This is a genomic window from Yersinia rohdei ATCC 43380 (genome assembly GCF_000173775.1).
Taxonomy (GTDB): domain Bacteria; phylum Pseudomonadota; class Gammaproteobacteria; order Enterobacterales; family Enterobacteriaceae; genus Yersinia; species Yersinia rohdei.
The window spans coordinates 388,636-413,003 of record NZ_ACCD01000001.1 but is presented as its reverse complement, the minus strand read 5'-3'; the positions used below and the strand labels follow the sequence as shown (position 1 = coordinate 413,003).

The window sequence follows — 24,368 nt, the reverse complement described above, 5'->3', positions numbered from 1 at the left end:
GGAAGTCGCCTAATATTTGTAAATCCATCTGGATGTACATGGACTGGAGTATTTTTTTAGCGCATCAGAGGAACTGAAAAATGCACGATAAAGACATTGCTGACATTCTTCAACAGGTCAAAACCATTGCTTTGGTGGGGGCGAGTGATAATCCATCGCGGCCTAGCTATCGCGTCATGGAGTATCTGCTACAACAAGGTTATCAGGTGACACCTGTCAGCCCTAAACTGGCGGGAAAAATGTTGCTGGGTCAGCAGGGTTATGCTGAGTTAGCTGATATTCCGCATCCAATAGATATGGTGGATGTATTCCGAAATGCCGAGGCCGCATATGGCGTTGCACAGGATGCCATTGCTATTGGCGCTAAGGTTTTGTGGCTACAAATTGGTGTCATAAATGAATTGGCAGCAACATTGTCGGCGGATGCAGGGTTAAAAGTCGTTATGGACCGCTGTCCAAAAATTGAGATCCCACGGCTGGGATTAGAAAAAGAGTAACTTTTATCGCCACTGCGGATGTTATCTGAGTGATAAAAAACCCGGCAGAATGAGCCGGGTTTTATCGAGTCTCAAGATTTAGTTACGCAGGCGCGGAGCCTGTAGCTGATGGCGAATAGAGGCGGCCAGCTCATCTAATGAAGGTTGTTCTGGATGCGCATCCATATCTTCATAAGTGAGTTGTGCTTCAGCCAGATAGGTATGTACCGGTTGCCCCTCTTCATCCTCAATGACCACGTGATACCAAGGAGATGAGCGCAAAGTATCGTTATTTGCGACTTCATCAGGTTGCGGTGGCTCAAGAGAATATTCGGGATCAATATCAATCACCACACCCAAATAGCCGTGTAAGCTATGGCGAACCTGCTGCCCAATACCGAATTTGCTGGCGATCATGATAACCTCCGGAGAAACATTACACTGCTTTGTATATGAGGGCAGTGCCGGGCATTTCAAGTTACATTATCCGACACGCAAATCCTTTCAGGTATAAACCTTCTGGATATGTCGCGATTACAGGGTGATCCGCTGCCTGACGGAACTGTTCTATAAATTGTATATCATGGCCTGCATCTAACGCAGCATCAGCCAAAATTTTCTGGAATAAATCTGTAGGCATTAAACCAGAGCAAGAGAAACTTAATAAGATCCCACCTGGGCGCAAAAGCTGTATCGCTAACATGTTGATATCTTTATAACCACGGCAAGCACTGGCTAATTGACTTTTGTTTTCCACAAATTTCGGTGGGTCCATGATAATCATGTCAAATTTCTCCCCTTGCGCACGATAACTCCGCAGCAATTGGAACACATCATCACGAACAAACTCGGCTTTGCTCAAGTCTAACTGATTGAGTTCAATATTCTGTTTCGCAATATCCAACACGGATTGTGAAGTATCAACACTGATAACTTGCTGGCAATTGCCCATCAATGCGGCGACAGCAAAAGCGCCAGTATAAGAGAAACAGTTCAGCACGCGGCGGCCGTCGGCATAATTACGCGCGGCAAGGCGGCTGTCTCGCTGGTCTAAATAAAAGCCGGTTTTATGGCCTTGCTGAATATCCACCAGCAATTGCATACCATGTTCAGTGATAGGCAGCAGGTCTGGAGGAACATCGCCACAGACGGTACCTTGGGTTAGCGGTAAACCTTCTTTTTTACGTACCGAAACATCAGAACGGTCATAAATAGAACATTCTGGATAGCATTGCTGTAATGCGCTGACCAGCGCCGCACGTTGATATTCGGCACCTGCCGACAGCAGTTGCAGCACCAGGAAGTTCTGGAAACGGTCGATGGTGATGCCCGGCAGGCCGTCAGATTCGCCAGCAATCAGGCGATAACCATTCAGCCCATCACGCTGTGCCAACCAATCCCGCCAGCTTTGAGCGCGTTGTAGGCGATTAACAAAGAATTCAGTATCGATAACTTCATCTTGTTGGAATGTCCAGACTCGTGCCAGAATTTGCGACTCCGGCGAATAGGCGGCACGGGCCAGCCATTTTCCCTGGCTATCAAGAATATCAATGGTTTCACCGGGAAGCGCATTGCCTTCAATGCGTTGAACCGCTCCAGAGAAAATCCACGGATGGCGACGAAGCAAGGATTTTTCACGTCCTTTGGCAAGAATCAGGCGTACGGTCATAATTAGGTGGCTGCCAGCTAGGTAAAAAAGAGCGGTATTGTCGGAGTATGAGCTGCAAAATGCAAATTATCACGTAGATAAGGAGTCAATATGCCCAAAGTATGCACCGCTGCCTATGTTTACGGCATTGTTCAAGGTGTCGGTTTTCGCTATAGCACCCAACGCCAGGCGCAGGAACTGGGCGTGACGGGGTACGCCAGAAATTGTGACGATGGCAGTGTGGAAGTAGTCGCTTGTGGTGAGGAACTGGCAGTTGAACGTTTAATGGCATGGATTAAGCAAGGAGGGCCACGTGGTGCGCGGGTGGAGCGCCTACTTACCGAGCCTTATCCTCCCACGCAGTTTGAGTCATTTAAAATTCGTTATTAATTGGGGCACGATGCCAGCATCAGGCCGCCCGCTAAATGCACTTCACCGGTTTGGGCAATCCTGCAATTTTCGTGGCTTGTTTTGCCGGCCCCTTAGGAAATAAGCGATATAGATAACGGCTATTGCCTTTTTCTTCGCCATATTTCTGCGCCATAGCTTTTACCAGCATGCGAATAGCCGGTGAAGTATTGAATTCCTGATAAAAAGCACGGACAAAACGCACTACTTCCCAATGAGGTTCAGTGAGTGTTATACCTTCTTGTTCCGCGAGTATCGGGGCTAAAGCTTCACTCCAGTCCGCACTGTTTTTTAGATACCCTTGCGCGTCGGTATCAATTGCCCGACCTTCAAACTCCAACATATAACCTCAGTGATTCAATTAATAAAACTGCGGCTAATTTAGCAAATATTTGCCCATGATCCCAATAAGTCCGTGTTATGACACGCAAGTTTTCATTGATGCTATTCCCGTCATTTTTCAAGATGCAGGGATGTTGGCTGCTAGCACACGGCCAACTTATTGAGTTTTCTCAACACCTTGGGTTTATTGGGTTATCACCGACCTGCAACCCGAAAAATATGAGGCATAGAACAATGAGAGAAACTGTACAGCGAATCATCAGGGCGTATCTTAGATGATGATTAATTCAGCACTTAACTCGTGGATGGCGGCTTTTTGGCCGATCAAACACCAACAGACTTTACAAGCGGTGGGGGCCTGTTTATAGTTCGGCTCGTTGCGGAGGGGTGGCCGAGTGGCTGAAGGCAACGGTCTTGAAAACCGTCGACGGGAAACCGTTCGAGAGTTCGAATCTCTCCTCCTCCGCCAACTTAACTTCTCCCAAAACCGCCTGAACCTAATCATTACAAAACTCACTGCTAATCTCCCAATACCGGCCCAAATAATCTTACACCTTTGCCTCTTTTATAGGGTTTTTCGCGTTTGTTGTGGATTTGCACATCAGCCTGGCAAGTTATTCCTATACCACCACTTTCCAACCTTCAAAATTTGGTGTTCAACTATTTTTATTTGCGCTGGGAATTTAGCAAAGAAGCCGACCTGAAGAATAGTTTTTAATCCAGAACGATATATTTCATAGTCAGGGTCATTAAACAGCATAATAATCGAATAATGATTAGCATTGACCTTAATGTGGCTATTTGAAGGGGCAAGTAATCGCGTGTAAGTATATTCCACAATGATTCCTTTGTAGGAAAAAAATCCCTTATCTCCGTCTCTTCGATAAGGGATGCCAATAGGCCAACACTAGGGAAAGTTTTAAGATGTTTCTCATGATAACGTTAACTTTCTTCGAAAATATGATTTTGGTCAAGTTATTTCCACGATTTTAATTTTTACTGTTAATTCAATGATCTTGATTGTTTTAATGAACCTAATTTGCTATATGTAACTATAGGATAATCACTGGGTTACCGAATGGTTTTGTTTCTGTTTTTATCAGAGAAATTAGCATTTTATTTTTATATGGTTATTTTTTTACCAAAAGTAGTACTCCGCGTGCGCTAATTTTTCTAAAATAATCTATGCACCTGCATAGTTAATAGCAATTGCGTTATTTTCCTACATAACAGCAAGAACAAACTCAGGCTATCAGAGAGGGGAGAGGAATAGGTGAATGGTACATTAATATAACAGCAGACTTTTGCAGCTTTTATCGATGACAACCCATGTCAGCATTTTTGGCCGGCCATTCATTGATAAAATAACAAACCGAGCTTATTAGCCCGGCCTGCTTATTTTTAAATTTATACTCAGGATTAGGCGTTGTATTTTACCCCTAATATTGCCGCAGTCTCGGCATCGCTTTTATTGCCCACTGTGGGTTCGCATTATCTCAAACGCCACGCGCTGATTAATGTTACCTTCCACATCCCGTTCTCTACAGACTGGCCGGTTTTATTCGCATTATTTCCCTACCAAAGACCTTAAAAACTTCAGCCCCAGATTAAAACTATTTACTCAGGTACTTTTTACCGGTCAATGGCATTGCCCCGACATGTATTTAGTCTGAATTTGTTACGTAGTCATTTTAAACTTACGCCACTACCCATAAAGAGGTATATGGTTGATTTTGTGTAAATTTGTCTAATCGAGTGAGTTTTTTTTGAGCTACTTCATAAAAGTGAATACCCACACTAAAATTGTTTGATCTAAAACAAGCATTCTTACTGCAACAAATAATTTGCTGAAAATCCTCCTTATTATCTCCATAACCTTATTGGGTGATATTTGTCTTGGGTCTCCTTGGCTGAATGTTTTTCATCCTCTTACGGGTCTAAAAATAAAAAATGACTGTCTGGTGCGGACACTGACAACGTCCGGGATGGAAAAACACACTGGAGTATTTATGGTGAGCAAATTTATAAGGCAGATGTCGGTAGGGATATTGGCGTTTTTAGTTCTGGGGGGAATGTTTACTTTGTCGGCAGCACCTACGCCGCCCATTGAGGCCCGCAATGATAAATTCGCCGAGCAGCATGTGGATCAATTTACCTCTTGGCTGAAAACCAAAGAGAGTGGGCCACGAGAAGATGCCTTGGCGGAAGATCCCAATCTGGTGATTTTATGGGCGGGTTATCCCTTTGCTAAAGATTATAACAAACCTCGTGGGCATGCTTATGCGGTAACTGATGTGCGCGAAACATTGCGTACTGGCGCACCCAAAACGGCAGAAGACGGCCCATTGCCAATGGCATGTTGGAGCTGTAAAAGCCCGGATGTTGCCCGCATGATTAATGAACAGGGCGAAGACGCGTACTTCAAAGGCACATGGGCCAAAGGCGGCCCAGAAGTCGTCAATCAGTTAGGTTGTGCTGATTGCCATGATACTGCCACGGCTGATTTTGCTGCTGGAAAACCCGCTTTGGTTCTCTCGCGCCCTTATACCGAGCGGGCGCTGCAATCTATCAATAAACCTTTTGAACATGCCAGTCGCTTGGATAAGCAATCTATGGTGTGCAGCCAATGCCATGTTGAATATCACTTTACGGGTAAAGATAAAGCAGTGAAATACCCTTGGGATAAAGGGACGGATGTGGAGTCAATGGAGAAGTATTACGACGAAATTGCTTTCGCTGATTGGATTCACCCCTTATCAAAAACGCCAATGTTGAAAGCCCAGCACCCTGAGTACGAAACCTGGCGTGCAGGTATTCACGGTAAAAATAATGTCAGCTGCATCGATTGTCATATGCCGAAAATCCAAAATGCAGAGGGCAAAGTATATACCGACCATCAAATCCGCAATCCCTTTGATAGCTTCGAAAGCACCTGTGTTAATTGCCATACCCAGGATAAAAAAACCTTGCAGGATATTGTTGCCGAGCGCAAAGCCAGCATCCAGGAGCTGAGAGCGAATGTGGAGAAACAGCTGGTACAGGCGCATTACGAAGCTAAAGCTGCTTGGGATGCTGGGGCGACAGAGCAAGAAATGACACCGATTTTACAAGATATCCGCCATGCGCAGTGGCGCTGGGATTATGCCATTGCTTCCCACGGGATCCATATGCATGCCCCTGATGTTGGGTTACGAGTGCTCGGCGGCGCGTTGAATAAAGCCGCCGATGCCCGAACTAAACTGGCACGACTGTTGGCCACTAAAGGGATTAGCCACGAAATTCCGGTGCCGGATATTTCCACCAAACTCAAAGCGCAACAAGCACTGGGGATGGATATGGATAAGCTGAACAGCGAGAAACAGGAGTTTCTGCAGCAGGTGGTGCCAGCCTGGGATGCTCAAGCCAGAAAAGCGGGCCGTTTGAGCCAGTAAGCGGCGCTCCGGTAGGGTGATAAAGCCTACCGGAGCTATTCCAGGAACAGACTGGCTCCAGATTGGGGCCATAGCAAAGGTGGAATAACCATGCGCGTTTTACGTTCATTCTGTCTGGCGGTGTTGCTGGTGGTGTTGGCCCAGCCCACATTCGCCACCACACCGGCTGATGCAGCGAAAACCACAGTGTTGCCAACAAGTGGCTCGCGTCATGTTGTTGAGCCGCAACGTAACCCAGATGCTGCTTGTGTCCAATGTCATAAAGAACAAAAAGATGCGCTGCACGGCAAACATGCTGGTGCAGTAAATCCGAATACACAATTAGCCGTCACTTGTACCAATTGTCATGGCAAGGCATCGGTATTGCACCGCAATGGTGTCAAAGATGTGATGCGGTTTAACCAGGATATGCTGAAGACCGAACAGGCGCCGTTCAGTGTGTCTCAACAAAACAGTGTTTGCATGAGTTGCCATCAGCCGGAAAAATTACGTGAAGCATTCTGGCCACATGATGTGCATATGTTGAAGCTTTCCTGTGCCAGTTGCCATCAGTTGCACCCGAAAACCGATCCAATGCATGGCCTTGATGACCAGGGGCGGGTAAAAATTTGTGTGGATTGTCATCGTCGTCAGCAGGAGCTGATACCGAAGGTCGCGCCATGAAGACTAATCGTCGTCATTTTATCGCCAGTATGGGGGCGCTGATTTTTATGACCGGCTCCACCGGGCGCGTATTGGCACTCAGCGGCACGATTGATGGCGTTCGTTACGGCATGCTACATGACGAAACCCGCTGTATTGGCTGCACCGCGTGCATGGATGCTTGTCGTGAAGTTAATCAGGTACCCGCCGGCGTCTCGCGGTTAAATATCATCCGCAGCCAGCCCATTGGTGAGTTTCCCGCCGTGAAATATCAGTTTTATCGCCATTCTTGCCAACATTGTGACCGGGCACCCTGTGTGGATGTTTGCCCCACCGGCGCATCTTACCGTGATAAGGCCACCGGGATTGTTGATGTCAATCCTGACCTTTGTGTTGGCTGCCAGTATTGTATTGCGGCCTGTCCGTATCGGGTTCGTTTTATTCATCCGGTGACGAAAACTGCCGATAAATGTGATTTTTGCCGAAAAACCAATCTCAAACAGGGGAAGCAACCGGCTTGTGTGCTGTCGTGCCCCACTAAAGCACTGGTCTTTGGCAATCTGGACGATCCGAACTCTGAATTGGTGAAGCTGTTGCATCAGCGCAGTGTCTATCGGGCCAAGTTACATCTGGGAACCCAGCCGAAACTGTATCGCGTTCCTTTCCAGTATGGGGAGATAAGCGGATGAGCCCTACATTGAACACGCCATTTCATTTTGAATCATTAGTTTGGGACTGGCCGATTGCTATCTATCTGTTTTTAATTGGTGTTTCTGCCGGAATGGTGGTGGTTAGCCTGTTGGTGAAGCAGCGAGTTTTGCGGGCGGAGGCCGCACAGAGCGGGCTGCTCAAGTCCACGGCGATTATTGCGCCACTGGCGGTTATCTGCGGTTTATTCATCTTGATCCTGCACCTCACCCGGCCCTGGACTTTCTGGAAGCTGATGTTTTTCTACAGCCCTCACTCGGTCATGTCTCTGGGGGTTATGCTCTTTCAAATCTATATGGTGGTTTTGTTGCTATGGCTGGCAGTGATATTTCGGCATTGGCTAACCGCCTTATTGCAGCCCTATCCAAAATTGTGTTGGGTGGGCAAGGTGCTGAATTGGCTGGCCCCCATAGAGCGCAAGCTTGAGCCGGTGATGATGCTGCTGGCGGTGGCTTTAGGGGCTTACACCGGTTTTCTGTTATCTGCATTGAAAAGCTACCCATTGCTAAATAACCCCGTGCTGCCGGTGTTATTTCTGTTCTCTGGTGTCTCTTCCGGTATTGCTGCAATGGTGTTGTGTTCAGTGGTGTTTTTTAAAGAACCCGTCCACAGCCCGGCATTGGCTTTTGTCCATCGATTGGAAAAACCGGTGGTCTGGCTGGAGTTATTTTTACTGTTGGCGTTCTTTGCCGGGCTGTGGTTCGGCGGGGGGCAAAAAGAGGTGGCGGTAGGGGTCGCCCTCGGCGGTGGTTTCTGGGCGCTGATGTTTTGGTTCTGGGTTATTGGCTGCGGCATGGTGCTGCCAATGGCGCTCAACCGCTATTGTAGCCAAAAAGTGCGCCACCGAGTTCCTTTCTTGCTGATGGTTTCGGGCCTGAGCTTGTTCGGTGTTTTGGTATTACGTTTTTTCATTCTTTATGCCGGTCAGATGACGGTGGTTTAAAGGATGAGATTTGCAGGGGCGGGCACGAGAGTATGATAGCTGAACTGGGGTTGTTGTCACTGCTTGCGGCGGCGTCACTGGCGCTGTTGCTCGGCAGTGTGCCCTTTATGGCTTTGCATGGGCGGCGCTTACCTTTGCTGTATTGGCTGGCGCCGCTCAGTTATGGCGTCACCTTATTTATTGCTCTGGCTCTATTGTCACTGGGTTGGAGCTTTGTTAATGATGATTTCTCAGTACTTTATGTTGCGCAGCACAGTAACAGCCAGCTCCCGCTATTTTATAAAATGGCGGCCATCTGGGGCGGGCATGAGGGCTCAATGCTGTTTCTGCTGTTTGCACTCAGTATGTGGAGCAGCGCGCTAACCTGGTTTCGCCGCCATTTCCCTCTGCGGTTTTTTGCCCGCTCACTGGGGGTGATGGGCTGGCTGCTAGTTATTCTGAGCATTTTTATCCTCTTTTTCTCCAATCCTTTCGAGCGGCTATTTCCTACCTTAGCAGAGGGGCGTGATTTGAACCCGATGCTGCAGGATTTGGCACTGATATTTCACCCGCCACTGCTCTATCTGGGCTATAGCGGTTTTGCCATCAGCTTTGCTTTCGCCTGTGCCACCTTACTGGAGGGGAACAGTGGCCTGTACCTGGCGCGTTATAGCCGCTCGTGGGTATTGGCCGCCTGGAGCCTATTAACAGTGGGGATATTATTAGGCGCTTGGTGGGCATACAGCGAGCTGGGTTGGGGGGGCTGGTGGTTTTGGGACCCGGTTGAGAATGCCTCATTATTGCCCTGGCTTACTGGCACCGCCTTGTTGCATGTGTTGGCTATCAGCGCGCGGCGCGGTGTCTATCATCAATGGGGCGTGTTGCTGTCATTAGTGACCTTTCAACTCTGCCTGTTGGGCACTTTTATTGTCCGCTCCGGCGTGTTGACCTCGGTACATGCTTTTGCTGTGGATGCCGCTCGTGGCGAGGCGCTACTGGTGCTATTGGGTGTCGTGACCTTGGCGTCATTATCTCTGTTTGCCTGGCGAGTTCAGGGGAATAACCGGCCAGCTGATTTCACACTTTTCTCCTTAGAAACCCTGCTATTGGCGGCAATGGTATTGCTGAGCATTGCTGCCATTACCGTGCTAATCGGCACCTTATATCCATTAATTTTCAGTGCGTTAGGTTTAGGTTCGCTGTCGGTGGGCGCACCCTATTTTAACCAGACACTGACACCTTTTATGCTGTTATTGCTGTTGCTGATGGGGTTGGCTCCCTTTGCTCATTGGCGGCAAAGCCCCGCCCCCACTATGTGGCGCATGGTTATCCCGGCGTTATTTGCCATCGGCGCTGGCCTGTACAGTTCAGGTCTGTTTCAGGCCAGCTGGCAAGTTGGTATGGTGCCGGGTGTCACCTTGGCTTGGTGGGCATTATGTGCGCCGCTGTTCGCCCCCAAGATACGTTGGCTATCATGGCTGATACATGGCGGGGTGGCGGTGAGCTTACTGGGCATGTTGTTCGCCACAAATTATGCCGTGGAGCAGGGCAGCCGCATGTCTCCCGGTCGTCAGGTTAGCTTAGCCGGATACCAATTTACTTATCATCAAACTGAGCTATTGGTTGGCCCCAACTACACCAGTGAACGGGCGCAGATTAAGGTCAGTCAGCATGGGCAACCGGTAACCACATTGCGACCGGAGCGGCGGCATTACAGTGCGCGCGAAATGCTGATGATTGAACCGGCAATTGTCAGTGGCCCACTGGCCGATTTTTATGCCGTGCTGGGGGATAATTTAGGTGCCGGGGAGTACAGCGTGCGTCTGTATTATAAACCGCGAGTCAGTTGGATTTGGGGCGGCGCTCTGATGATGGTATTGGGCGGCTTACTGGCATTTTGGCGGCGGGCAGGTGATGCCAGTGAAGGTGAAAAATGAAACAACGCTGGCCTTGGTTGCTGGTTCCACTGCTGGCCCTAATCTTGGGCGGCGTGCTGTATAGCGGCTTACATCGTGATCCGCATCGGCTTGAATTAGCTGAGCAATACCTGCCTTTCCCTGCTTTTTCTTTATCTGACTTACAGCAACCTAGCCAGAAAATAACCCGGGAACACTTGCAGGGGCGAGTGACAGTGATAAATGTCTGGGCCAGTTGGTGTGCCAGTTGTAAGCAAGAGCTGGCGGCATTGGGGCAGATAGCCAGCACCCTGGATGGGGTGCAGTTCTATGGGCTGAATTACCGGGATTCTCGTCAGGCGGCATTGGCTACATTGCAACGCTACGGCAATCCTTATCAAAAAAGTCTTTACGATCCCCAAGGCACCTTGGCACTGGCGATGGGGGTGTATGGTACCCCAGAAACCTGGCTAATTGATGCCAGCGGAGTTATTCGCCAGCGCTATGCGGGGGAAATGACAGCAGAAATATGGCAGCAGCAATTTATGCCATTACTGGTGGAAGCCACTAAGGCCAGTCGCCGATGAAAACCTTAATAATAATGCTATTGCTGAGCTGTTCACCTTGGGCATGGGCCGATTTGGTGGATACCTATCATTTTAGCTCGTCGCAAAACCAACAACAGGCTGTGGCGTTAGCCAAAGAATTGCGTTGCCCACAATGTCAAAATCAAAACTTGCTGGAATCAACATCACCAATTGCACAGGATTTACGGTTAGAGGTCTACCGCTTGGTGGAAACCGGGCACAGTTCTGAGGAGATAAAGGCCCTGATGACCCAGCGCTATGGGGATTTTGTACTGTATCGGCCGCCGCTGCGCAGTGCAACATGGCTGCTTTGGTTTGGGCCTGGGGTGCTATTGTGCTGCGTATTAGGCGGGCTACTGTTGAGAATACATCGCCGCTCGCTATCCGCTAGCAGAGGTTCGCGCTGATGCTGCTGGCAATGGGGTTAGCCACTTTTTCGCTGCTGATTCTGCTGGGAATATGGTGGCCTTGGCTGGTGCAATATGGCCGCCTGAGCTGGCGCTGGCCACTGGGATTCAGCTTGCTGATTGGAGGCGGTATTCTTATTGGTTATCAGCAGCTTGGAAACTATGCCTTGGTACAACACGAGACTTTGCGCCAGCTTGAGGCGACACGGCTAAATTCCATGTTGGATAAGCAGAGCCGTGATCCGGCCTTGTTTCGGTTACAGCAACGTATTCGTCAGGAGCCGGAAAAGGGCGAATTGTGGTTCAGTTTGGCGCAACAATATTTATATCGAAATGAATTTGAGGACGCCTTGATTGCACTGCAACAGGCAGAACGTTTACAGGGGGCCAGCGCCGCGCTAGATGCCGCTCGGGCGGTGGTGTTCTATTATCAATCCGGGCAAAAAATAACCGGTGAGGTGAGCTATTGGCTACAGCAGGCGCTGACCAAAGATCCTTTGCAATACAGCGCATTGATGTTGCAAGCGAATGATAGTTTTACCCAGGGGCACTACGCCGAAGCCATTACTGTGTGGCAACGGCTACTGGAGAGTGATAATCCAGAGGCCGATCGCGCGATGATAATCCGTGCTATTGCCTTAGCTCAGGTGATGCAGCCGCCATCTTAGTCATGCCGTGGGTGTGGGCCTAAATTACAGGTAAAAAAAACCCTTACTAATCTCATTTAGTAAGGGATGCCAATTCGGCCAACACCAGGGAAATATTATAACCGCTTATTTATCATGCGATTAATTTGAGTTAGTTACATGACTTAAATCAAGTTCATCTAGATTACATTAATATCGTTAATGTTTATATATTATTAATAATTTTTTTTACGTCGGATTATTGCTGCCGTGAGAATGGCGAATAATTGACCAGAAAATATTTGAGAAAATGGGGGCCGGTGCGGGCCATGTTGCTCAAGTGGTTTGGCACGGATATGTTTTTATCATGGATTGGTATGAGGAGAATAGGGCAATCTGCGAGCGGAAAAAAATGAGCAAAAGAGTCGTTACGGGCAGAGCAGAGGTAAGTGAGAGAGATAATCGCCACCTGAATGTAAAAGCACCCAGATGGCGGGGTAAAGCTGAGACGGGTGGACTAAAAGTCCCCTGGTGTTGGCGAAAATATATTATGATCAGACTAACTTTTTTAGCGGCAGTGCGCTAATATACTAGTTCTATTATAAGTTAAATCAATTCTATAAAGCAAAAACAGTATAATTAACATAGGGCTATAATAATAGCTAGCCTTTAGTCTAGCTTTCAAAACTAACCTTTAGTCTAGGTTTTTGTAGTTATATCCTGCCAGTCTATGCCATATAAGAGATTTTCTTTAGACGATGTTATACCGTATTTCCTATTGAAAACAATGCTATAAAATTGTATTGTTGCATGATGCATTGGGTGATTTCTAGGTTATTATGACAATCTATTATTTTGATAATGAAAGTATTAATGAAGATATTAATAATTATATTCAGCGAAGAATAAAAGCTTATGGTGATCTTCGTTATTCCTATTTAGTTATGAATAAGAAAATACCCTTGCATCCGGCTATTATTTCTAACTACCCGTTAGATTGGGTGAGAGAATACCAAAAAAACAGTTATCACCTTATCGACCCCGTTATTTTAACGGCGAGAGATAAAATCTCCCCCTTTTCATGGGATGACAACTCGGTTATTAATAAGAAATCAACTGAATCTGCTGTTTTTAAGTTGGCCAGAGAATATAACATTGTTAATGGCTATACATTTGTTCTGCATGATAATAGTAATAATATGGCGACGCTGAATATTTCTAATGGCAATGACGATAGCATTTTCTTTGATGAAAATATTGAAAAATATAAAGAAAAAATTCAAATGCTACTCATTTTAACACATGAGAAAATGTTAGGGCTCTACCATAACAACAGTATAAACAACGAGTTGCATGGAAGTAATATCAAGAAAGATATATTCTCTCCAAGAGAGAATGAGATTTTATATTGGGCTAGTGTCGGTAAAACATATTCTGAGATTTCAATCATATTGGAAATAAAACGGAGTACGGTAAAATTCCATATTGGTAATGTCGTCAGGAAATTGGGTGTTTTAAATGCCAAGCATGCAATTAGGCTTGGCATCGAATTGAAACTAATTAAAGCTATTTAATAATCTCAGGGACAATCAATGGCCAACTTTCAAGGACGCCCGGTTCGAGTTGATGTACCCGACGTATTTTATTTATGAGTTTTTGTTGGCTATCAATATCTACGCCAAGATGTAACAAATAAATAATCTCATTTTTTTCTGATTCACCTTGATTGAGTACTGTAATATTCCAGCCTGAACGTTTTAGTAGAATAAACATTCCTCGACTGACGACGGTCAATATCCCTTTATATCCACAATCTTTAGCGTAGTTGACCATAGCTAAAAAAAGTATCGTGCTAAGTGAGCTGTTATTACCCACCATATCGCGAGCGAGTGTTTTCTCTACAAAAAAACGACTGGATTCAATAAACCCATCAATAGGTAAGTCAACATCAGCGAAATAAGGAGAAAAAGGGCCAGTGATCATGGTCGGATATTTCATTTCAATAAATCGAACACTGCAAACTATAGTGTTGTCTATTGTTCCCAATATATAATTGGTATTCTCATCATCGTATTGGTCACTTTCTTTGCCATCTATACAGGTTACTTTCCAATCGAGACGATCTTTAAATGTTATCTTTCTGAGTGAAAAGATCTCGTCCAGCTTTTTTTCAGGCATATTATTAAAGTTTACGTTAAAGAGTTTTAACATAATAAAAACCAAAGTTATTTAATCAAAACAACATCGTACACGATCTTTGTCTATCAGTGCAAACTTTGAACGACGTTAAATTGCCCGCTAAATGGTAAATAAATCTGCACATCATTGTGCAAATATTCTACCGAGCTCATATCCACGTAGCGCGGTTTTTAGGGGGGCGCTATGGGGGCGCTGAAATGGGATAGCGACGATCTTTTTAAGGAAAAAGAGACATCAGACAGGACTTTTCATTAAGAAATGGTTATAACGAAACAATGTTTCATTTCCTAATTGAAAAGGATGTTGATGTGGACAGTAGTCCTCCGCTTTTTACTAATAAAAAATTTGTTTTCCTGGTGGCGACATTCTGTTGCTTGCTGTGGGGCAGTGCCTATCCCGCGATTAAAAATGGTTATGTGCTGTTTCATATTGCACCAGATGATATTCCCAGCAAGATGGTGTTTGCCGGGTATCGTTTTTTATTAGCCGGAATTGTATTACTGATTTTTGCCGTGGCCAGCGGCAAGGCGATTGGTCGCCTACAAAAAAACCAATATAAGCAGATTGCTATTTTGGGGCTGACCCAGACCACCTTGCAGTATGTATTTTTCTATATTGGCCTGGCATACACCACGGGGGTGAAAGGCTCTATTATGAATGCGACCGGCACATTTTTTAGTGTGTTATTAGCCCATTATATTTATAAAAATGACCGGTTAACATTCAATAAAATCATGGGGTGCGCATTAGGTTTTGCCGGTGTTATGGTGGTGAATTTCGGCTCCGATTTGATGGACTTTAATTTTTCCTTGCTGGGAGAAGGCTGTGTCGTCTTGGCAGCATTCATTCTTTCTGCGGCCAGTATTTATGGTAAGCGAATTTCACAAACGATGGATACCACGGTAATGACCGGCTACCAGCTTGCTATTGGTGGGTTGGTGCTGACGGTGGGCGGCTATTTCTTTGGCGGCAATTTAAGTGAGTTTGGTTGGCAGGCCCTGCTATTGTTAGCTTATTTGGTGCTGTTGTCATCGGCCGCTTTTGCATTATGGAGTTTATTGCTCAAATATAATCGGGTAGGGATGGTGGCTCCATTTAATTTCCTTATTCCTGTGTCTGGTGCTGTGCTGTCTGCCATTTTCCTGAACGAAAGTATTTTGGAGTGGAAAAATGCCGTCGCCTTAGCGTTGGTTTGTGTCGGGATTATTTTGGTGAACCGGATTAAGCAAGTCAGGGCCTGATTTTAGTGCATCATGCGGGCAACGTTGATTGGCAGGGCTGCATTAGTGACTGGGTGCCGTCACCCCGACAGATAGGGAACTGAAAATGTGGGTCTGTCATCAATCGTAATCATTTTGTTGTTTAAAAAATGCGCATTTTTGTCTCTTTTTTCTGTTCAGCACTACACTAATAAGTCACGGTCAGTAATTATTGTTAGTGATAATGATATGGCTCGTATTGCACTACAATGAGGGTGAGGTGCGGGCAGAAGAGAGGGCAAAATTATGCTAATTCAGCCTTATTTATTCTTTAATGGTAACTGTGAAGAAGCGGTCAATTTTTATGCTCAGCAATTGGGCGGTGATGTGGTTGCCATGATGCGTTATAAAGAAATTCCCAACCCAGAAAACTGCCCACCAAACACCAATCCTGAGTCTATTATGCATGCTCGCCTGCAAGTGGGCAGCAATGTCATTATGGCCTCGGATAGTTGTCCAAATGATAGCGGTCAGCCACACCAGGGCTATTCGCTGTCAATTAATGTGACCGATATGAGCAAAGGCGAGGCGCTGTTTAAATGTTTATCTGAAGGCGGCCAGGTGATAATGCCTTTTGGCGTGACATTCTGGGCGCAAGGTTTTGGGATGCTAACAGACAAATTCGGTGTGGGCTGGATGATTAATGTTGAGTGACCATCTTGGCATGCGCCTGTCGCGGCGCATGCCAAGATAATAAGACATAATCAGGCTTTATCTGTCACTATCTTAACCCCGACGCGGGTTACGCGGTCAGATTCCATTTCAGCAATTGTCCAGGTAAGACCATCCCATTCAATCTGATCGCCGATAACCGGTTCGCCCCCAAATAGATAAAGCACGAACTGCCCCAGGGTTTGCTGTTTATCGACCCCAGCTTCCAGATTAAGACCGTAAATCTGCGATATATCCTGAAGTTTTGCATCAGCATCAAGAATGAAATCACCGAAGAAACGTTCATCCAGCTGGATGTTGGGTGACTGACTAAAGAGTTTCCCTAGTGCCGGCAAATCATGCTCCTGACCAATAACGCACAAAATATCGCCTTCTTTCAGACGGGTACTGCCGGTCGGGTGTAATAAATCTTTGCCGCGAAACAGCGCTGCAATTCGGGTGCCCTTCGGCATTTTCAAATCGCGTAATGTGGCACCGATACACCATTTGTCGGAACTAAGTTGGTAAATAAATTGTTCCCACTGGTTATTTTTATCAATATCTAAACCAATGCGCGCCACCGGAGCCAGAGCTGGCGGCACCACTAGTTTTGTTTTGCGGGCAGCAAATGACAAACTGGTGCCTTGTAATAGCAGCGAAACCAGTACCACAAAAAAGGCGACATTAAAGAACAAATTCGCATTGGGTATGCCGGCCATCATGGGGAAGACTGCCAGAATTACCGGCACTGCGCCGCGTAACCCGACCCATGAAATAAAGATCCGCTCACGTAAATTAAAGCTCGGGAAGGGCAGTAAGCCAATAAACACCGAAAGAGGGCGGGCAAACAGAATCATCCACAATGAGAGGAGCAGCGCAGGAATGGCAATTGGCAACAGATCACTTGGGTTAAGCAGCAAGCCCAATACCAGGAACATGCCAATCTGGCTGAGCCATGCCAAGCCATCAAAAGTTTGTAAAATGCCTGCGCGGTTGCGGATGGGGCGGTTGCCAAGCAACAGGCCACAGAGATAGACCGCCAGAATGCCGCTGCCATTGACTGCCGTGGTCAATGAAAAGACTAAAATTCCGCCGCTGACCGCCAGTAATGGATATAAACCATTGGGCAATTCCATCCGGTTGATTAACCACAATAGCAACCCGCCGCCGCCTAATCCGATGAGGATCCCCAAGCCAAATTGCTGAATTAAATGCACCAAAAACATCCAGCTGAGACTGGTTTCACCCGCCGAAATCATCGCGATTAGGGTTACAGTTAAAAAGACAGCCATGGGGTCGTTACTGCCGGATTCTATTTCTAGCGTCGCACTAACACGTTCATTTAGGCCTTTGCCACCTAACAGTGAAAATACGGCGGCTGCATCGGTGGAACCTATGATTGCACCAATAAGTAAGCCTTGAATAATATCCAAATCGAATAGCCAAGCCGCCGCCATGCCGGTCAGGCCCGCAGTAATCAAGACGCCGACGGTAGCCAGTGAAAGAGCGGGCCACAGTGCGACGCGAAAGGATGAGGCCCGGGTGCGCATGCCGCCATCCAGTAGGATAACGGCTAATGCCAGGTTACTGACCAGATAGGCTGCGGGGTAGTTATCAAAAGCAATGCCCCCAATACCGTCGCCCCCCGCCAGCATACCAATGGCGAGAAAGATAACTAAAATTGGAATGCCTAAACGGGAAGAGAGTGAACTCAGTAAGATACTGGCTCCCACCAGCACTGCGCCGATCAGAAAAAGGCTATTAATAGTGATGGCGTCCAAGGTGGGAGGTCTCCTGATGTAAAACATAAATAAATTGGGGGCGAATGAAATTATTATACACAGATTTGCTGCGTTCAATGGGAAGATATGACCTAATTCAATGCGTTACTTTGAACCTGAAGCAACTTTTGGGGTGACAGCCAAAGAAAGGGCGCGAAATTGTATGGATAATAGGCAGGTCGCTCACCTTTAATCGCCCAGCGGGGAATCAAGGGTGAGCGTTGGTGTAAAAACTAGTCGCGTTTTAGTGTGTCTAAAGCCCGGCGCAGCGCTTCAGCGGTGACCCACTTTTCCTGTTCAGGAAGATTATCGACAGATAGCTGTGAAAGCTCATGAATTAATACGCTGCGATCTTTACCGTTAATCGCGTTATCCAGTGCACCACTTAGGCGGCTAACCAAGGCAAATAAGATGTTGAACTCAATGACTGGTGTAGCATCAGATGCGGAGTTATTCTCAACAGATTCTTGCTTACTCATCACAATTCCTCTTTTGTTGTCACTGCAAGTGAAACAAATCCTGAAAAGGAATCAACAGGATAGGTGCTCTGAAAGCAGAGCGCACAGTGAAGCATTTGCCATCCCGCATCAACATGATGGTCTGACAGTGTAGCGGTTTTATGACCAAAACGGTATGCAGAGAAGTAGACCGATTCGCAATAACATTATTCGTTTACAGAATACGATGATTACGCCGTTTGCTGCTGCGGCTTGCCGGAAAACAAGAATTTCAACACCGGAATTCGGCGATGAACCTCGTATAGCATAAACGAAATTAAGCAAACAAAGACTATTCCTAGTATGAAACCCAGGGCGTTATTGTCAATTTTGGGCGTAATGAATGCACCATAAATTAAGGTGAGGGGGTGATGCACCAAATAGATGAAGAGTGAGGCGTTAACCAGGTAAGTGACCTTCGGTGAGGGGTAATTGAGCAACCGATAGCCAAGAGAATAAACCACGTTGGTCATGGTGACGCCCATTAATGCTTTGATAATGAGATCGAGCTCGAAGGAAAAAAACGCATTAGTATTAATATGTTGGTTTAGATAGTAAGCACAGAACAATAGCACGGAGGCAACTAATGCTACGGGCGAAAAGGTGATAAATACTTGTTTAAGTGGGGGATAGATAAAACTGTAAGCGCCAATAAGAAAGAAAGGCAGATAAAACAGGGTTTCCATAACAAAGAAATTGAAGATGCTATTAAAGAGTATTTCAGGGTTAAGAAGAAATATGATTCGCCGTATTACAGAATAAACAAACACAAATAGAAACAATAATAGTGAGATTTTTCCTATATTATTCATTCCTTTTATCAATGCAGGAACTGATTTTTTTTTATTCTTCATTTTCTGGAATAGATAAAAACAGATAGCTGTCAGTAAGGCGAGAGTTAACAAAAACCATAAGTGCGAAACAACTTCCCAAATAGCAATATTTATTTTTTGATAAATTGTAAATGAATTCCAATCTTGCAATTTATTAGTGTAATTTTTAAGTAAAAAGAATTGTGGCAGTGTAATCAGTGGGATGGCGGCAACTAATGGAATAATCACCCGCTCTAAGCGTACCTGAAGCCAGCGCTGGCGCTCATAGCGCTGATAGAGCATGAACGAAAAATAGCCGGAAATAACAAAAAATACTTGCATGCGAAAGGCATGAATAAAATCATTTAGTAAGGTTAATATGAGTGAAGGCTGTTCGCTGTTAACTGCCCAATGATTGCTGGAGTATATAAGAGAAAGATGAAAAGGGATGCCGAGTAACATCAAATAGGCGCGAATAGCGTCTAAAAAGTACTCCCGTTGGTTAGTGTTTTTTTTCATACTTATTCGCAGTTTGTTATCTGAATTAGAATAACGAATCTGATTTTTCCCGGAGTTTTTCTTTATAGTAAATATTCATCGATAACTATATACGTTAACAATGGATCAGGACGGCGAGAAACATTACTATAAGAGTTAATGATTTTCCAGAACGTATTTGAGCTATGCTTGTGGCATCGCCACGGATTGACACCATGAGCAGGTAGCATAACTCTGAGTGTAACAATAACCTGGATTTATCTGCCTGGCCTGCTGGATAAACCGTCAATAATTTGGCAGTTGTGATTTAGGGGGAAGATGTGCGAGTTAATATTTTTTCGGACGTAAATAAAATGTCAAAAGGGTCACGCGCGAATAGCGTTAGATGGTTGGGGGTCACTCTCCTGCTGTCATTATTCACTTCTCAGGCTATGGCTTTCTCGTTAGATGATGTGGCTAAACAGGCACAGGAGCTGGCGGGTAAAAGTTTCGAAGCGCCGAAAAGTAATCTTCCATCGCAATTTCGCGACATGAAATTTGCCGACTATCAGCAGATTCAGTTTAACCACGAGAAGTCCTATTGGAACAAACTGGATACGCCTTTCAAGTTAGAGTTTTATCATCAAGGGATGTATTTCGACACCCCGGTGAAAATTAATGAAGTCACTGCGACCAGTGTTAAGCCGATCAGCTACAGCCCGGATTATTTTAACTTTGGCTCGGTCAAGCATGACCCAGAGTCAGTGAAAAATTTAGGTTTTGCCGGTTTTAAAGTGCTTTATCCAATTAACAAGGCGGATAAAAAAGACGAAATCATCAGTATGCTCGGGGCCAGTTATTTCCGAGTGATTGGTAAAGGGCAGATTTATGGCCTTTCTGCTCGCGGGCTGGCGATTGATACCGCCCTGGCTTCGGGTGAAGAATTCCCGCGTTTTCGCGAATTCTGGATTGAAAGACCCAAACCAAATGATAAACATCTGGTTATCTTTGCGCTACTGGATTCCCCGCGTGCCACCGGTGCTTACCGGTTTGTGATTTATCCGGGCCGCGATACCACTATTGACGTGCAAGCTAAAGTCTTCCTGCGCGATAAAGTTGAGAAACTGGGTATTGCGCCATTAACCAGCATGTTCCTGTTTGGGCCAAACCAGCCATCTACAGTATTGAATTATCGTCCGGCGCTGCATGATTCCAATGGTCTTTCTATTCATGCCGGCAATGGTGAATGGATTTGGCGACCACTGAACAATCCTAAACATTTATCGGTCAGCACCTATACAGTTGAAAATCCTAAAGGTTTCGGTTTGCTGCAACGCGGCCGTGAATTCTCGCAATATGAGGATTTAGACGACCGTTATGATTTACGTCCAAGTGCCTGGGTTGAACCTCGTGGTGATTGGGGTAAAGGTAAAGTGGAGCTGGTGGAGATCCCGACTGCAGATGAAACCAACGATAACATTGTGGCTTTCTGGACACCGGATGTGTTGCCGGATGCAAAAACATCGCTGGATTTGAATTACCGTGTGCATTTCACCCGTGATGAAGAAAAATTACATTCAGCGGATGTGGGGTATGTGAAACAAACCTTGCGCTCAACCGGTGATGTGAAACAGTCAAATCTGATCCGCCAACCTGATGGCAGTGTGGCTTTCCTGGTTGATTTTGTTGGCCCGGTGCTGAAATCATTGGATGAAAATACGCCATTGACTTCACAGGTCAGTATTGACGAAAACGGTGAATTGATCGAAAACGCGCTGCGCTACAACCCGGTGACTAAGGGCTGGCGTTTGACATTGCGGTTGAAAGTTAAGGATGCCAAAAAACCGATAGAAATGCGTGCCGCGCTGGTTAATGGTGATAAGACCCTGACAGAAACCTGGAGCTATCAGTTACCTGCCGATGAATAAGTCAAATCAATCTCCTGTACAGGATTATATTGCGGACTTGCCCCTGACTGCTCAGCAGCAAGGGGCATTGCGTGAGGCGCTACCTGAGGATGTGCTACTTGGTAGCACGCCTGATGGCATTCCTCGGTTGCATCAATTACTGGCGGCGAGTACCGCCGAAAATAGGGTTTCTGACGAGCAAGACAGTGCTTTGGCTTCTGTTGATGCACGGTTGCAGGCCGCATGGCCGGATGCTCTGAATGATGGCAAGTTACTGGCGCAAGATTCTGAAGGGCGCACGGTTATCCATGCGGTGCCACCCATCAAACGCACCAGTATGGCACCACAAGCTTGGCGTACCAATCCGGTTGGGCGTTTTTGGGATTCCTTGTTAGGCCGCAGCCCGGCTTCTCGTGCCCAGAGCCATGCCGAGGCCGCAGCCGAGAAAAAATGGCGGCGGGTAGGTTCATTGCGCCGTTACATCTTGCTGATTCTGATTGTGCTGCAAACCGCCATCGCCACCAGCTATATGAAAACCATCCTGCCCTATCAGGGCTGGGCATTAATCGATCCTTTCGAGATCTGGCAACAGAACTGGCAAGTTTCGGTGATGCAATTGCTGCCTTATTTACTGCAAACCGGCATCCTTATTTTGTTCGCCATTTTGTTCTGCTGGGTCTCCGCCGGTTTCTGGACGGCACTGATGGGCTTCCTGCAATTACTGATTGGTAAGGATAAATACAGCATTTCTTCCACTATCAAAGGGGATGAGGCGTTAAATCCAGAGCATCGGACGGCGCTGATTATGCCCATTTGTAATGAGGATGTGGCGCGGGTATTTGCGGGCTTGCGGGCAACCTATGAGTCAGTCGCCGCCACGGGGCAACTGGAACACTTTGATATTTATGTCTTAAGTGACAGCTATGACCCGGATATCTGTGTGGCAGAGCAAAAAGCCTGGCTGGAGCTATGCCGTGATGTTGACGGTCATGGCCGAATTTTCTATCGCCGCCGTCGCCGTCGGGTGAAACGTAAAAGTGGCAATATTGATGATTTCTGCCGCCGCTGGGGTAGCCAATACAGCTACATGGTGATTTTGGATGCCGACAGTGTGATGAGCGGCGGCTGCCTGACCGGTTTAGTGCGGTTAATGGAAGCCAACCCTAATGCCGGTATCATTCAGTCTGCGCCGAAAGCCTCTGGAATGGATACGCTGTATGCCCGAATTCAGCAATTTGCCACCCGGGTTTATGGCCCTTTATTTACCGCCGGTCTGCATTACTGGCAGTTGGGTGAATCTCACTATTGGGGCCATAACGCCATCATTAGGGTAAAACCCTTTATTGAGCATTGCGCCTTGGCCCCGCTGCCGGGTGAAGGTTCGTTCGCCGGTGCGATTTTATCCCACGACTTTGTCGAAGCAGCCTTGATGCGCCGTGCGGGTTGGGGGGTGTGGATTGCTTATGACTTGCCGGGCAGCTATGAAGAATTGCCACCTAACTTGCTCGATGAGCTAAAACGTGACCGTCGGTGGTGCCATGGTAACCTAATGAACTTTAGGCTATTTTTGGTAAAAGGCATGCATCCGGTTCATCGGGCAGTATTCCTTACTGGGGTCATGTCTTATTTGTCAGCGCCATTGTGGTTTATGTTTTTGGTGCTGTGTACTGCGCTGCAAGCGGTACACACCCTGATGGAGCCACAATACTTCCTGCAACCGCGCCAATTGTTCCCGGTATGGCCGCAGTGGCGGCCGGAATTGGCGATTGGCCTGTTTTCCACCACCCTGGTATTGCTGTTCTTGCCTAAGTTACTCAGCATCATTTTGATTTGGGCCAAGGGTTCGAAAGAGTACGGCGGGGCCATCCGTTTGTTGCTGTCGATGTTGTCTGAAATGCTGTTCTCAGTGTTACTGGCACCGGTGCGGATGTTATTCCACACGGTATTTGTGGTCAGCGCCTTCCTCGGGTGGTCGGTGCAATGGAACTCACCACAACGTGACGATGATGCCACTCCGTGGAGCGAAGCTATGGTGCGGCATGGGCCACAGTTGTTGCTGGGATTGGTCTGGGCCGGTGGCGTGGCGTGGCTGGATCTGCGTTTTCTGTGGTGGTTATCGCCGATTGTCTTCTCATTGATTCTGTCGCCGATAGTCTCAGTGCTGTCTAGCCGCCGCACCTTGGGGCTGGCCAGTAAACGCGCTAAGTTGTTCTTTATCCCAGAGGAATATAGCCCGCCAAGTGAACTGGTCGCGACAGAGGAATATCTGAAGCTTAACCATCAGCGCTCACTGAATAATGGTTTCTTCCATGCGGTGATGAATCCATCTTATAACGCCTTGGTTGCGGCGATGGCAACAGCCCGGCACCACACTCGCGCGATTATCGAGCAAGTTCGTGCCGAGCGGGTGGCACATGCGCTGGATGCAGGGCCGGAGAGATTGGGTAAATTACAGCGGCTGGAACTGCTCAGTGATCCGGTGCTGATTTCGCGTTTGCACCAGCAAGTATGGCAGCAGCCGGAACAGTATCGTGTCTGGAATGGCTATTATCGCCAACTGGCACATAATATGCGGGCTTTCCCAGCAGCCAAATAATATCTTTTACCATCAATAATGGGCCGACATCATGTACGGCCCATTTTTTTGTCGTGCATCTGCGGTTTTCTTAACACGCGCTGCCCGGCATCTTCAG

The 24,368-nt window shown here is 46.8% G+C and carries 23 protein-coding genes and 1 tRNA gene; 16 read left to right on the top strand and 8 right to left on the bottom strand.

All coding sequences use genetic code 11. From position 1 onward, the window contains the following. Positions 1 to 80: 80 nt before the first annotated feature. Positions 81 to 497 carry a CoA-binding protein gene (locus tag YROHD0001_RS15275; RefSeq protein ID WP_004713276.1) on the top strand — a complete coding sequence of 139 codons (417 nt, stop codon included), beginning with the start codon at positions 81 to 83 and terminating at the stop codon, positions 495 to 497. Between the two features lie 78 nt (positions 498 to 575). Here YROHD0001_RS15275 and hspQ read toward each other — a convergent pair whose 3' ends face one another. Both hspQ and rlmI read right to left on the bottom strand, forming a co-directional pair. Next, positions 576 to 893 (bottom strand): heat shock protein HspQ, encoded by a 318-nt coding sequence (hspQ, locus tag YROHD0001_RS15280; RefSeq protein WP_004713275.1) that lies wholly within the window; start codon positions 891 to 893, stop codon positions 576 to 578. Between the two features lie 61 nt (positions 894 to 954). Beyond that, positions 955 to 2,145, bottom strand: a complete 1,191-nt coding sequence (gene rlmI, locus YROHD0001_RS15285) for a 23S rRNA (cytosine(1962)-C(5))-methyltransferase RlmI (RefSeq protein WP_004713274.1) — start codon at positions 2,143 to 2,145, stop codon at positions 955 to 957. Between the two features lie 90 nt (positions 2,146 to 2,235). Between rlmI and yccX the strand changes: the two genes are divergently transcribed. Then, on the top strand, positions 2,236 to 2,514 hold the full coding sequence (gene yccX / locus YROHD0001_RS15290) for an acylphosphatase (RefSeq protein ID WP_004713273.1): 279 nt from the start codon (positions 2,236 to 2,238) through the stop codon (positions 2,512 to 2,514). Positions 2,515 to 2,545: 31 nt separating this feature from the next. Here the strand turns inward: yccX and tusE are convergent, their stop codons facing one another. Continuing rightward, positions 2,546 to 2,875 carry a sulfurtransferase TusE gene (gene tusE, locus YROHD0001_RS15295; RefSeq protein ID WP_004713272.1) on the bottom strand — a complete coding sequence of 110 codons (330 nt, stop codon included), beginning with the start codon at positions 2,873 to 2,875 and terminating at the stop codon, positions 2,546 to 2,548. Positions 2,876 to 3,255: 380 nt separating this feature from the next. Between tusE and YROHD0001_RS0117235 the strand changes: the two genes are divergently transcribed. Continuing rightward, positions 3,256 to 3,343 (top strand) — tRNA-Ser (locus tag YROHD0001_RS0117235). A gap of 132 nt (positions 3,344 to 3,475) precedes the next feature. Here YROHD0001_RS0117235 and YROHD0001_RS0117230 read toward each other — a convergent pair. Further along, complete coding sequence (locus YROHD0001_RS0117230; protein WP_032815983.1) at positions 3,476 to 3,712, bottom strand: hypothetical protein; 237 nt, start codon at positions 3,710 to 3,712, stop codon at positions 3,476 to 3,478. 1,171 nt (positions 3,713 to 4,883) lie between these two features. On the opposite strand from YROHD0001_RS0117230, the gene nrfA reads away from it, so the two are divergent. From nrfA to YROHD0001_RS15335, 9 genes are all read left to right on the top strand, one after another. Continuing rightward, on the top strand, positions 4,884 to 6,305 hold the full coding sequence (gene nrfA, locus YROHD0001_RS15300) for an ammonia-forming nitrite reductase cytochrome c552 subunit (protein WP_032815981.1): 1,422 nt from the start codon (positions 4,884 to 4,886) through the stop codon (positions 6,303 to 6,305). A 90-nt stretch (positions 6,306 to 6,395) separates the two neighbouring features. Continuing rightward, positions 6,396 to 6,968: a cytochrome c nitrite reductase pentaheme subunit gene (nrfB, locus tag YROHD0001_RS15305; RefSeq protein WP_004713268.1), complete on the top strand. Its 573-nt coding sequence runs from the start codon at positions 6,396 to 6,398 to the stop codon at positions 6,966 to 6,968. Beyond that, on the top strand, positions 6,965 to 7,636 hold the full coding sequence (gene nrfC / locus YROHD0001_RS15310; RefSeq protein WP_032815979.1) for a cytochrome c nitrite reductase Fe-S protein: 672 nt from the start codon (positions 6,965 to 6,967) through the stop codon (positions 7,634 to 7,636). Before nrfB ends, nrfC begins: the two co-directional genes overlap by 4 nt. Beyond that, the gene (gene nrfD / locus YROHD0001_RS15315) at positions 7,633 to 8,598 is read left to right on the top strand and encodes a cytochrome c nitrite reductase subunit NrfD (RefSeq protein ID WP_032815978.1); all 966 of its coding nucleotides are present in this window, start codon (positions 7,633 to 7,635) and stop codon (positions 8,596 to 8,598) included. The genes nrfC and nrfD overlap by 4 nt, the downstream gene beginning before the upstream one ends. 32 nt (positions 8,599 to 8,630) lie before the next feature. Then, positions 8,631 to 10,514 (top strand): heme lyase CcmF/NrfE family subunit, encoded by a 1,884-nt coding sequence (locus YROHD0001_RS15320; protein WP_004713265.1) that lies wholly within the window; start codon positions 8,631 to 8,633, stop codon positions 10,512 to 10,514. Next, on the top strand, positions 10,511 to 11,059 hold the full coding sequence (locus tag YROHD0001_RS15325) for a DsbE family thiol:disulfide interchange protein (protein ID WP_032815977.1): 549 nt from the start codon (positions 10,511 to 10,513) through the stop codon (positions 11,057 to 11,059). Before YROHD0001_RS15320 ends, YROHD0001_RS15325 begins: the two co-directional genes overlap by 4 nt. After that, complete coding sequence (gene nrfF, locus YROHD0001_RS0117225; protein WP_032815976.1) at positions 11,056 to 11,466, top strand: heme lyase NrfEFG subunit NrfF; 411 nt, start codon at positions 11,056 to 11,058, stop codon at positions 11,464 to 11,466. Before YROHD0001_RS15325 ends, nrfF begins: the two co-directional genes overlap by 4 nt. Beyond that, positions 11,466 to 12,134 (top strand): TPR domain-containing protein, encoded by a 669-nt coding sequence (locus tag YROHD0001_RS15330; RefSeq protein ID WP_004713263.1) that lies wholly within the window; start codon positions 11,466 to 11,468, stop codon positions 12,132 to 12,134. Before nrfF ends, YROHD0001_RS15330 begins: the two co-directional genes overlap by 1 nt. A gap of 797 nt (positions 12,135 to 12,931) precedes the next feature. Next, a complete protein-coding gene (locus YROHD0001_RS15335) occupies positions 12,932 to 13,666 on the top strand; it encodes a helix-turn-helix transcriptional regulator (RefSeq protein WP_004713262.1) in 735 nt (244 codons plus the stop codon). Here the strand turns inward: YROHD0001_RS15335 and YROHD0001_RS0117215 are convergent. Continuing rightward, the gene (locus YROHD0001_RS0117215; RefSeq protein WP_032815974.1) at positions 13,659 to 14,303 is read right to left on the bottom strand and encodes an acyl-homoserine-lactone synthase; all 645 of its coding nucleotides are present in this window, start codon (positions 14,301 to 14,303) and stop codon (positions 13,659 to 13,661) included. The genes YROHD0001_RS15335 and YROHD0001_RS0117215 overlap by 8 nt on opposite strands. 296 nt (positions 14,304 to 14,599) lie before the next feature. On the opposite strand from YROHD0001_RS0117215, the gene YROHD0001_RS15340 reads away from it, so the two are divergent. Together YROHD0001_RS15340 and YROHD0001_RS15345 are read left to right on the top strand one after the other, a co-directional pair. Further along, positions 14,600 to 15,532, top strand: coding sequence for a DMT family transporter (locus YROHD0001_RS15340; protein ID WP_032816053.1), 933 nt, complete (start codon positions 14,600 to 14,602; stop codon positions 15,530 to 15,532). Positions 15,533 to 15,796: 264 nt separating this feature from the next. Further along, a complete protein-coding gene (locus tag YROHD0001_RS15345) occupies positions 15,797 to 16,204 on the top strand; it encodes a VOC family protein (RefSeq protein ID WP_004713259.1) in 408 nt (135 codons plus the stop codon). A 50-nt stretch (positions 16,205 to 16,254) separates the two neighbouring features. Here YROHD0001_RS15345 and YROHD0001_RS15350 read toward each other — a convergent pair whose 3' ends face one another. The 3 genes from YROHD0001_RS15350 to mdoC all read right to left on the bottom strand — a co-directional run bounded on the left by YROHD0001_RS15350 (position 16,255) and on the right by mdoC (position 19,810). Next, a complete protein-coding gene (locus YROHD0001_RS15350) occupies positions 16,255 to 17,982 on the bottom strand; it encodes a potassium/proton antiporter (protein WP_004713258.1) in 1,728 nt (575 codons plus the stop codon). Between the two features lie 233 nt (positions 17,983 to 18,215). After that, entirely contained in the window at positions 18,216 to 18,461 is a 246-nt protein-coding gene (locus tag YROHD0001_RS15355) for a hypothetical protein (protein ID WP_032815973.1), read from the bottom strand. A gap of 209 nt (positions 18,462 to 18,670) precedes the next feature. Continuing rightward, positions 18,671 to 19,810, bottom strand: a complete 1,140-nt coding sequence (gene mdoC, locus YROHD0001_RS15360) for a glucans biosynthesis protein MdoC (protein ID WP_004713255.1) — start codon at positions 19,808 to 19,810, stop codon at positions 18,671 to 18,673. Between the two features lie 332 nt (positions 19,811 to 20,142). Here mdoC and YROHD0001_RS15365 point away from each other — a divergent pair, with 332 nt between their 5' ends. Further along, the gene (locus tag YROHD0001_RS15365) at positions 20,143 to 21,696 is read left to right on the top strand and encodes a glucan biosynthesis protein G (protein WP_032815971.1); all 1,554 of its coding nucleotides are present in this window, start codon (positions 20,143 to 20,145) and stop codon (positions 21,694 to 21,696) included. Continuing rightward, on the top strand, positions 21,689 to 24,271 hold the full coding sequence (mdoH, locus tag YROHD0001_RS15370; protein ID WP_042542284.1) for a glucans biosynthesis glucosyltransferase MdoH: 2,583 nt from the start codon (positions 21,689 to 21,691) through the stop codon (positions 24,269 to 24,271). The genes YROHD0001_RS15365 and mdoH overlap by 8 nt, the downstream gene beginning before the upstream one ends. Positions 24,272 to 24,368: the final 97 nt, after the last annotated feature.

Bases quoted from the DNA above. Each gene is read 5' to 3' on its own strand.
- YROHD0001_RS15365 (WP_032815971.1), top strand. From the start codon at position 20,143: ATGTCAAAAGGGTCACGCGCGAATAGCGTTAGATGGTTGGGGGTCACT.
- mdoC (WP_004713255.1), bottom strand. From the start codon at position 19,810: ATGAAAAAAAACACTAACCAACGGGAGTACTTTTTAGACGCTATTCGC.
- rlmI (WP_004713274.1), bottom strand. From the start codon at position 2,145: ATGACCGTACGCCTGATTCTTGCCAAAGGACGTGAAAAATCCTTGCTT.
- nrfB (WP_004713268.1), top strand. From the start codon at position 6,396: ATGCGCGTTTTACGTTCATTCTGTCTGGCGGTGTTGCTGGTGGTGTTG.
- YROHD0001_RS15345 (WP_004713259.1), top strand. From the start codon at position 15,797: ATGCTAATTCAGCCTTATTTATTCTTTAATGGTAACTGTGAAGAAGCG.
- nrfA (WP_032815981.1), top strand. From the start codon at position 4,884: ATGGTGAGCAAATTTATAAGGCAGATGTCGGTAGGGATATTGGCGTTT.
- YROHD0001_RS15320 (WP_004713265.1), top strand. From the start codon at position 8,631: ATGATAGCTGAACTGGGGTTGTTGTCACTGCTTGCGGCGGCGTCACTG.
- nrfD (WP_032815978.1), top strand. From the start codon at position 7,633: ATGAGCCCTACATTGAACACGCCATTTCATTTTGAATCATTAGTTTGG.
- yccX (WP_004713273.1), top strand. From the start codon at position 2,236: ATGCCCAAAGTATGCACCGCTGCCTATGTTTACGGCATTGTTCAAGGT.
- YROHD0001_RS15325 (WP_032815977.1), top strand. From the start codon at position 10,511: ATGAAACAACGCTGGCCTTGGTTGCTGGTTCCACTGCTGGCCCTAATC.
- YROHD0001_RS15335 (WP_004713262.1), top strand. From the start codon at position 12,932: ATGACAATCTATTATTTTGATAATGAAAGTATTAATGAAGATATTAAT.
- nrfC (WP_032815979.1), top strand. From the start codon at position 6,965: ATGAAGACTAATCGTCGTCATTTTATCGCCAGTATGGGGGCGCTGATT.
- YROHD0001_RS0117215 (WP_032815974.1), bottom strand. From the start codon at position 14,303: ATGTTAAAACTCTTTAACGTAAACTTTAATAATATGCCTGAAAAAAAG.
- hspQ (WP_004713275.1), bottom strand. From the start codon at position 893: ATGATCGCCAGCAAATTCGGTATTGGGCAGCAGGTTCGCCATAGCTTA.
- mdoH (WP_042542284.1), top strand. From the start codon at position 21,689: ATGAATAAGTCAAATCAATCTCCTGTACAGGATTATATTGCGGACTTG.
- tusE (WP_004713272.1), bottom strand. From the start codon at position 2,875: ATGTTGGAGTTTGAAGGTCGGGCAATTGATACCGACGCGCAAGGGTAT.
- YROHD0001_RS15355 (WP_032815973.1), bottom strand. From the start codon at position 18,461: ATGAGTAAGCAAGAATCTGTTGAGAATAACTCCGCATCTGATGCTACA.
- nrfF (WP_032815976.1), top strand. From the start codon at position 11,056: ATGAAAACCTTAATAATAATGCTATTGCTGAGCTGTTCACCTTGGGCA.
- YROHD0001_RS15275 (WP_004713276.1), top strand. From the start codon at position 81: ATGCACGATAAAGACATTGCTGACATTCTTCAACAGGTCAAAACCATT.
- YROHD0001_RS15330 (WP_004713263.1), top strand. From the start codon at position 11,466: ATGCTGCTGGCAATGGGGTTAGCCACTTTTTCGCTGCTGATTCTGCTG.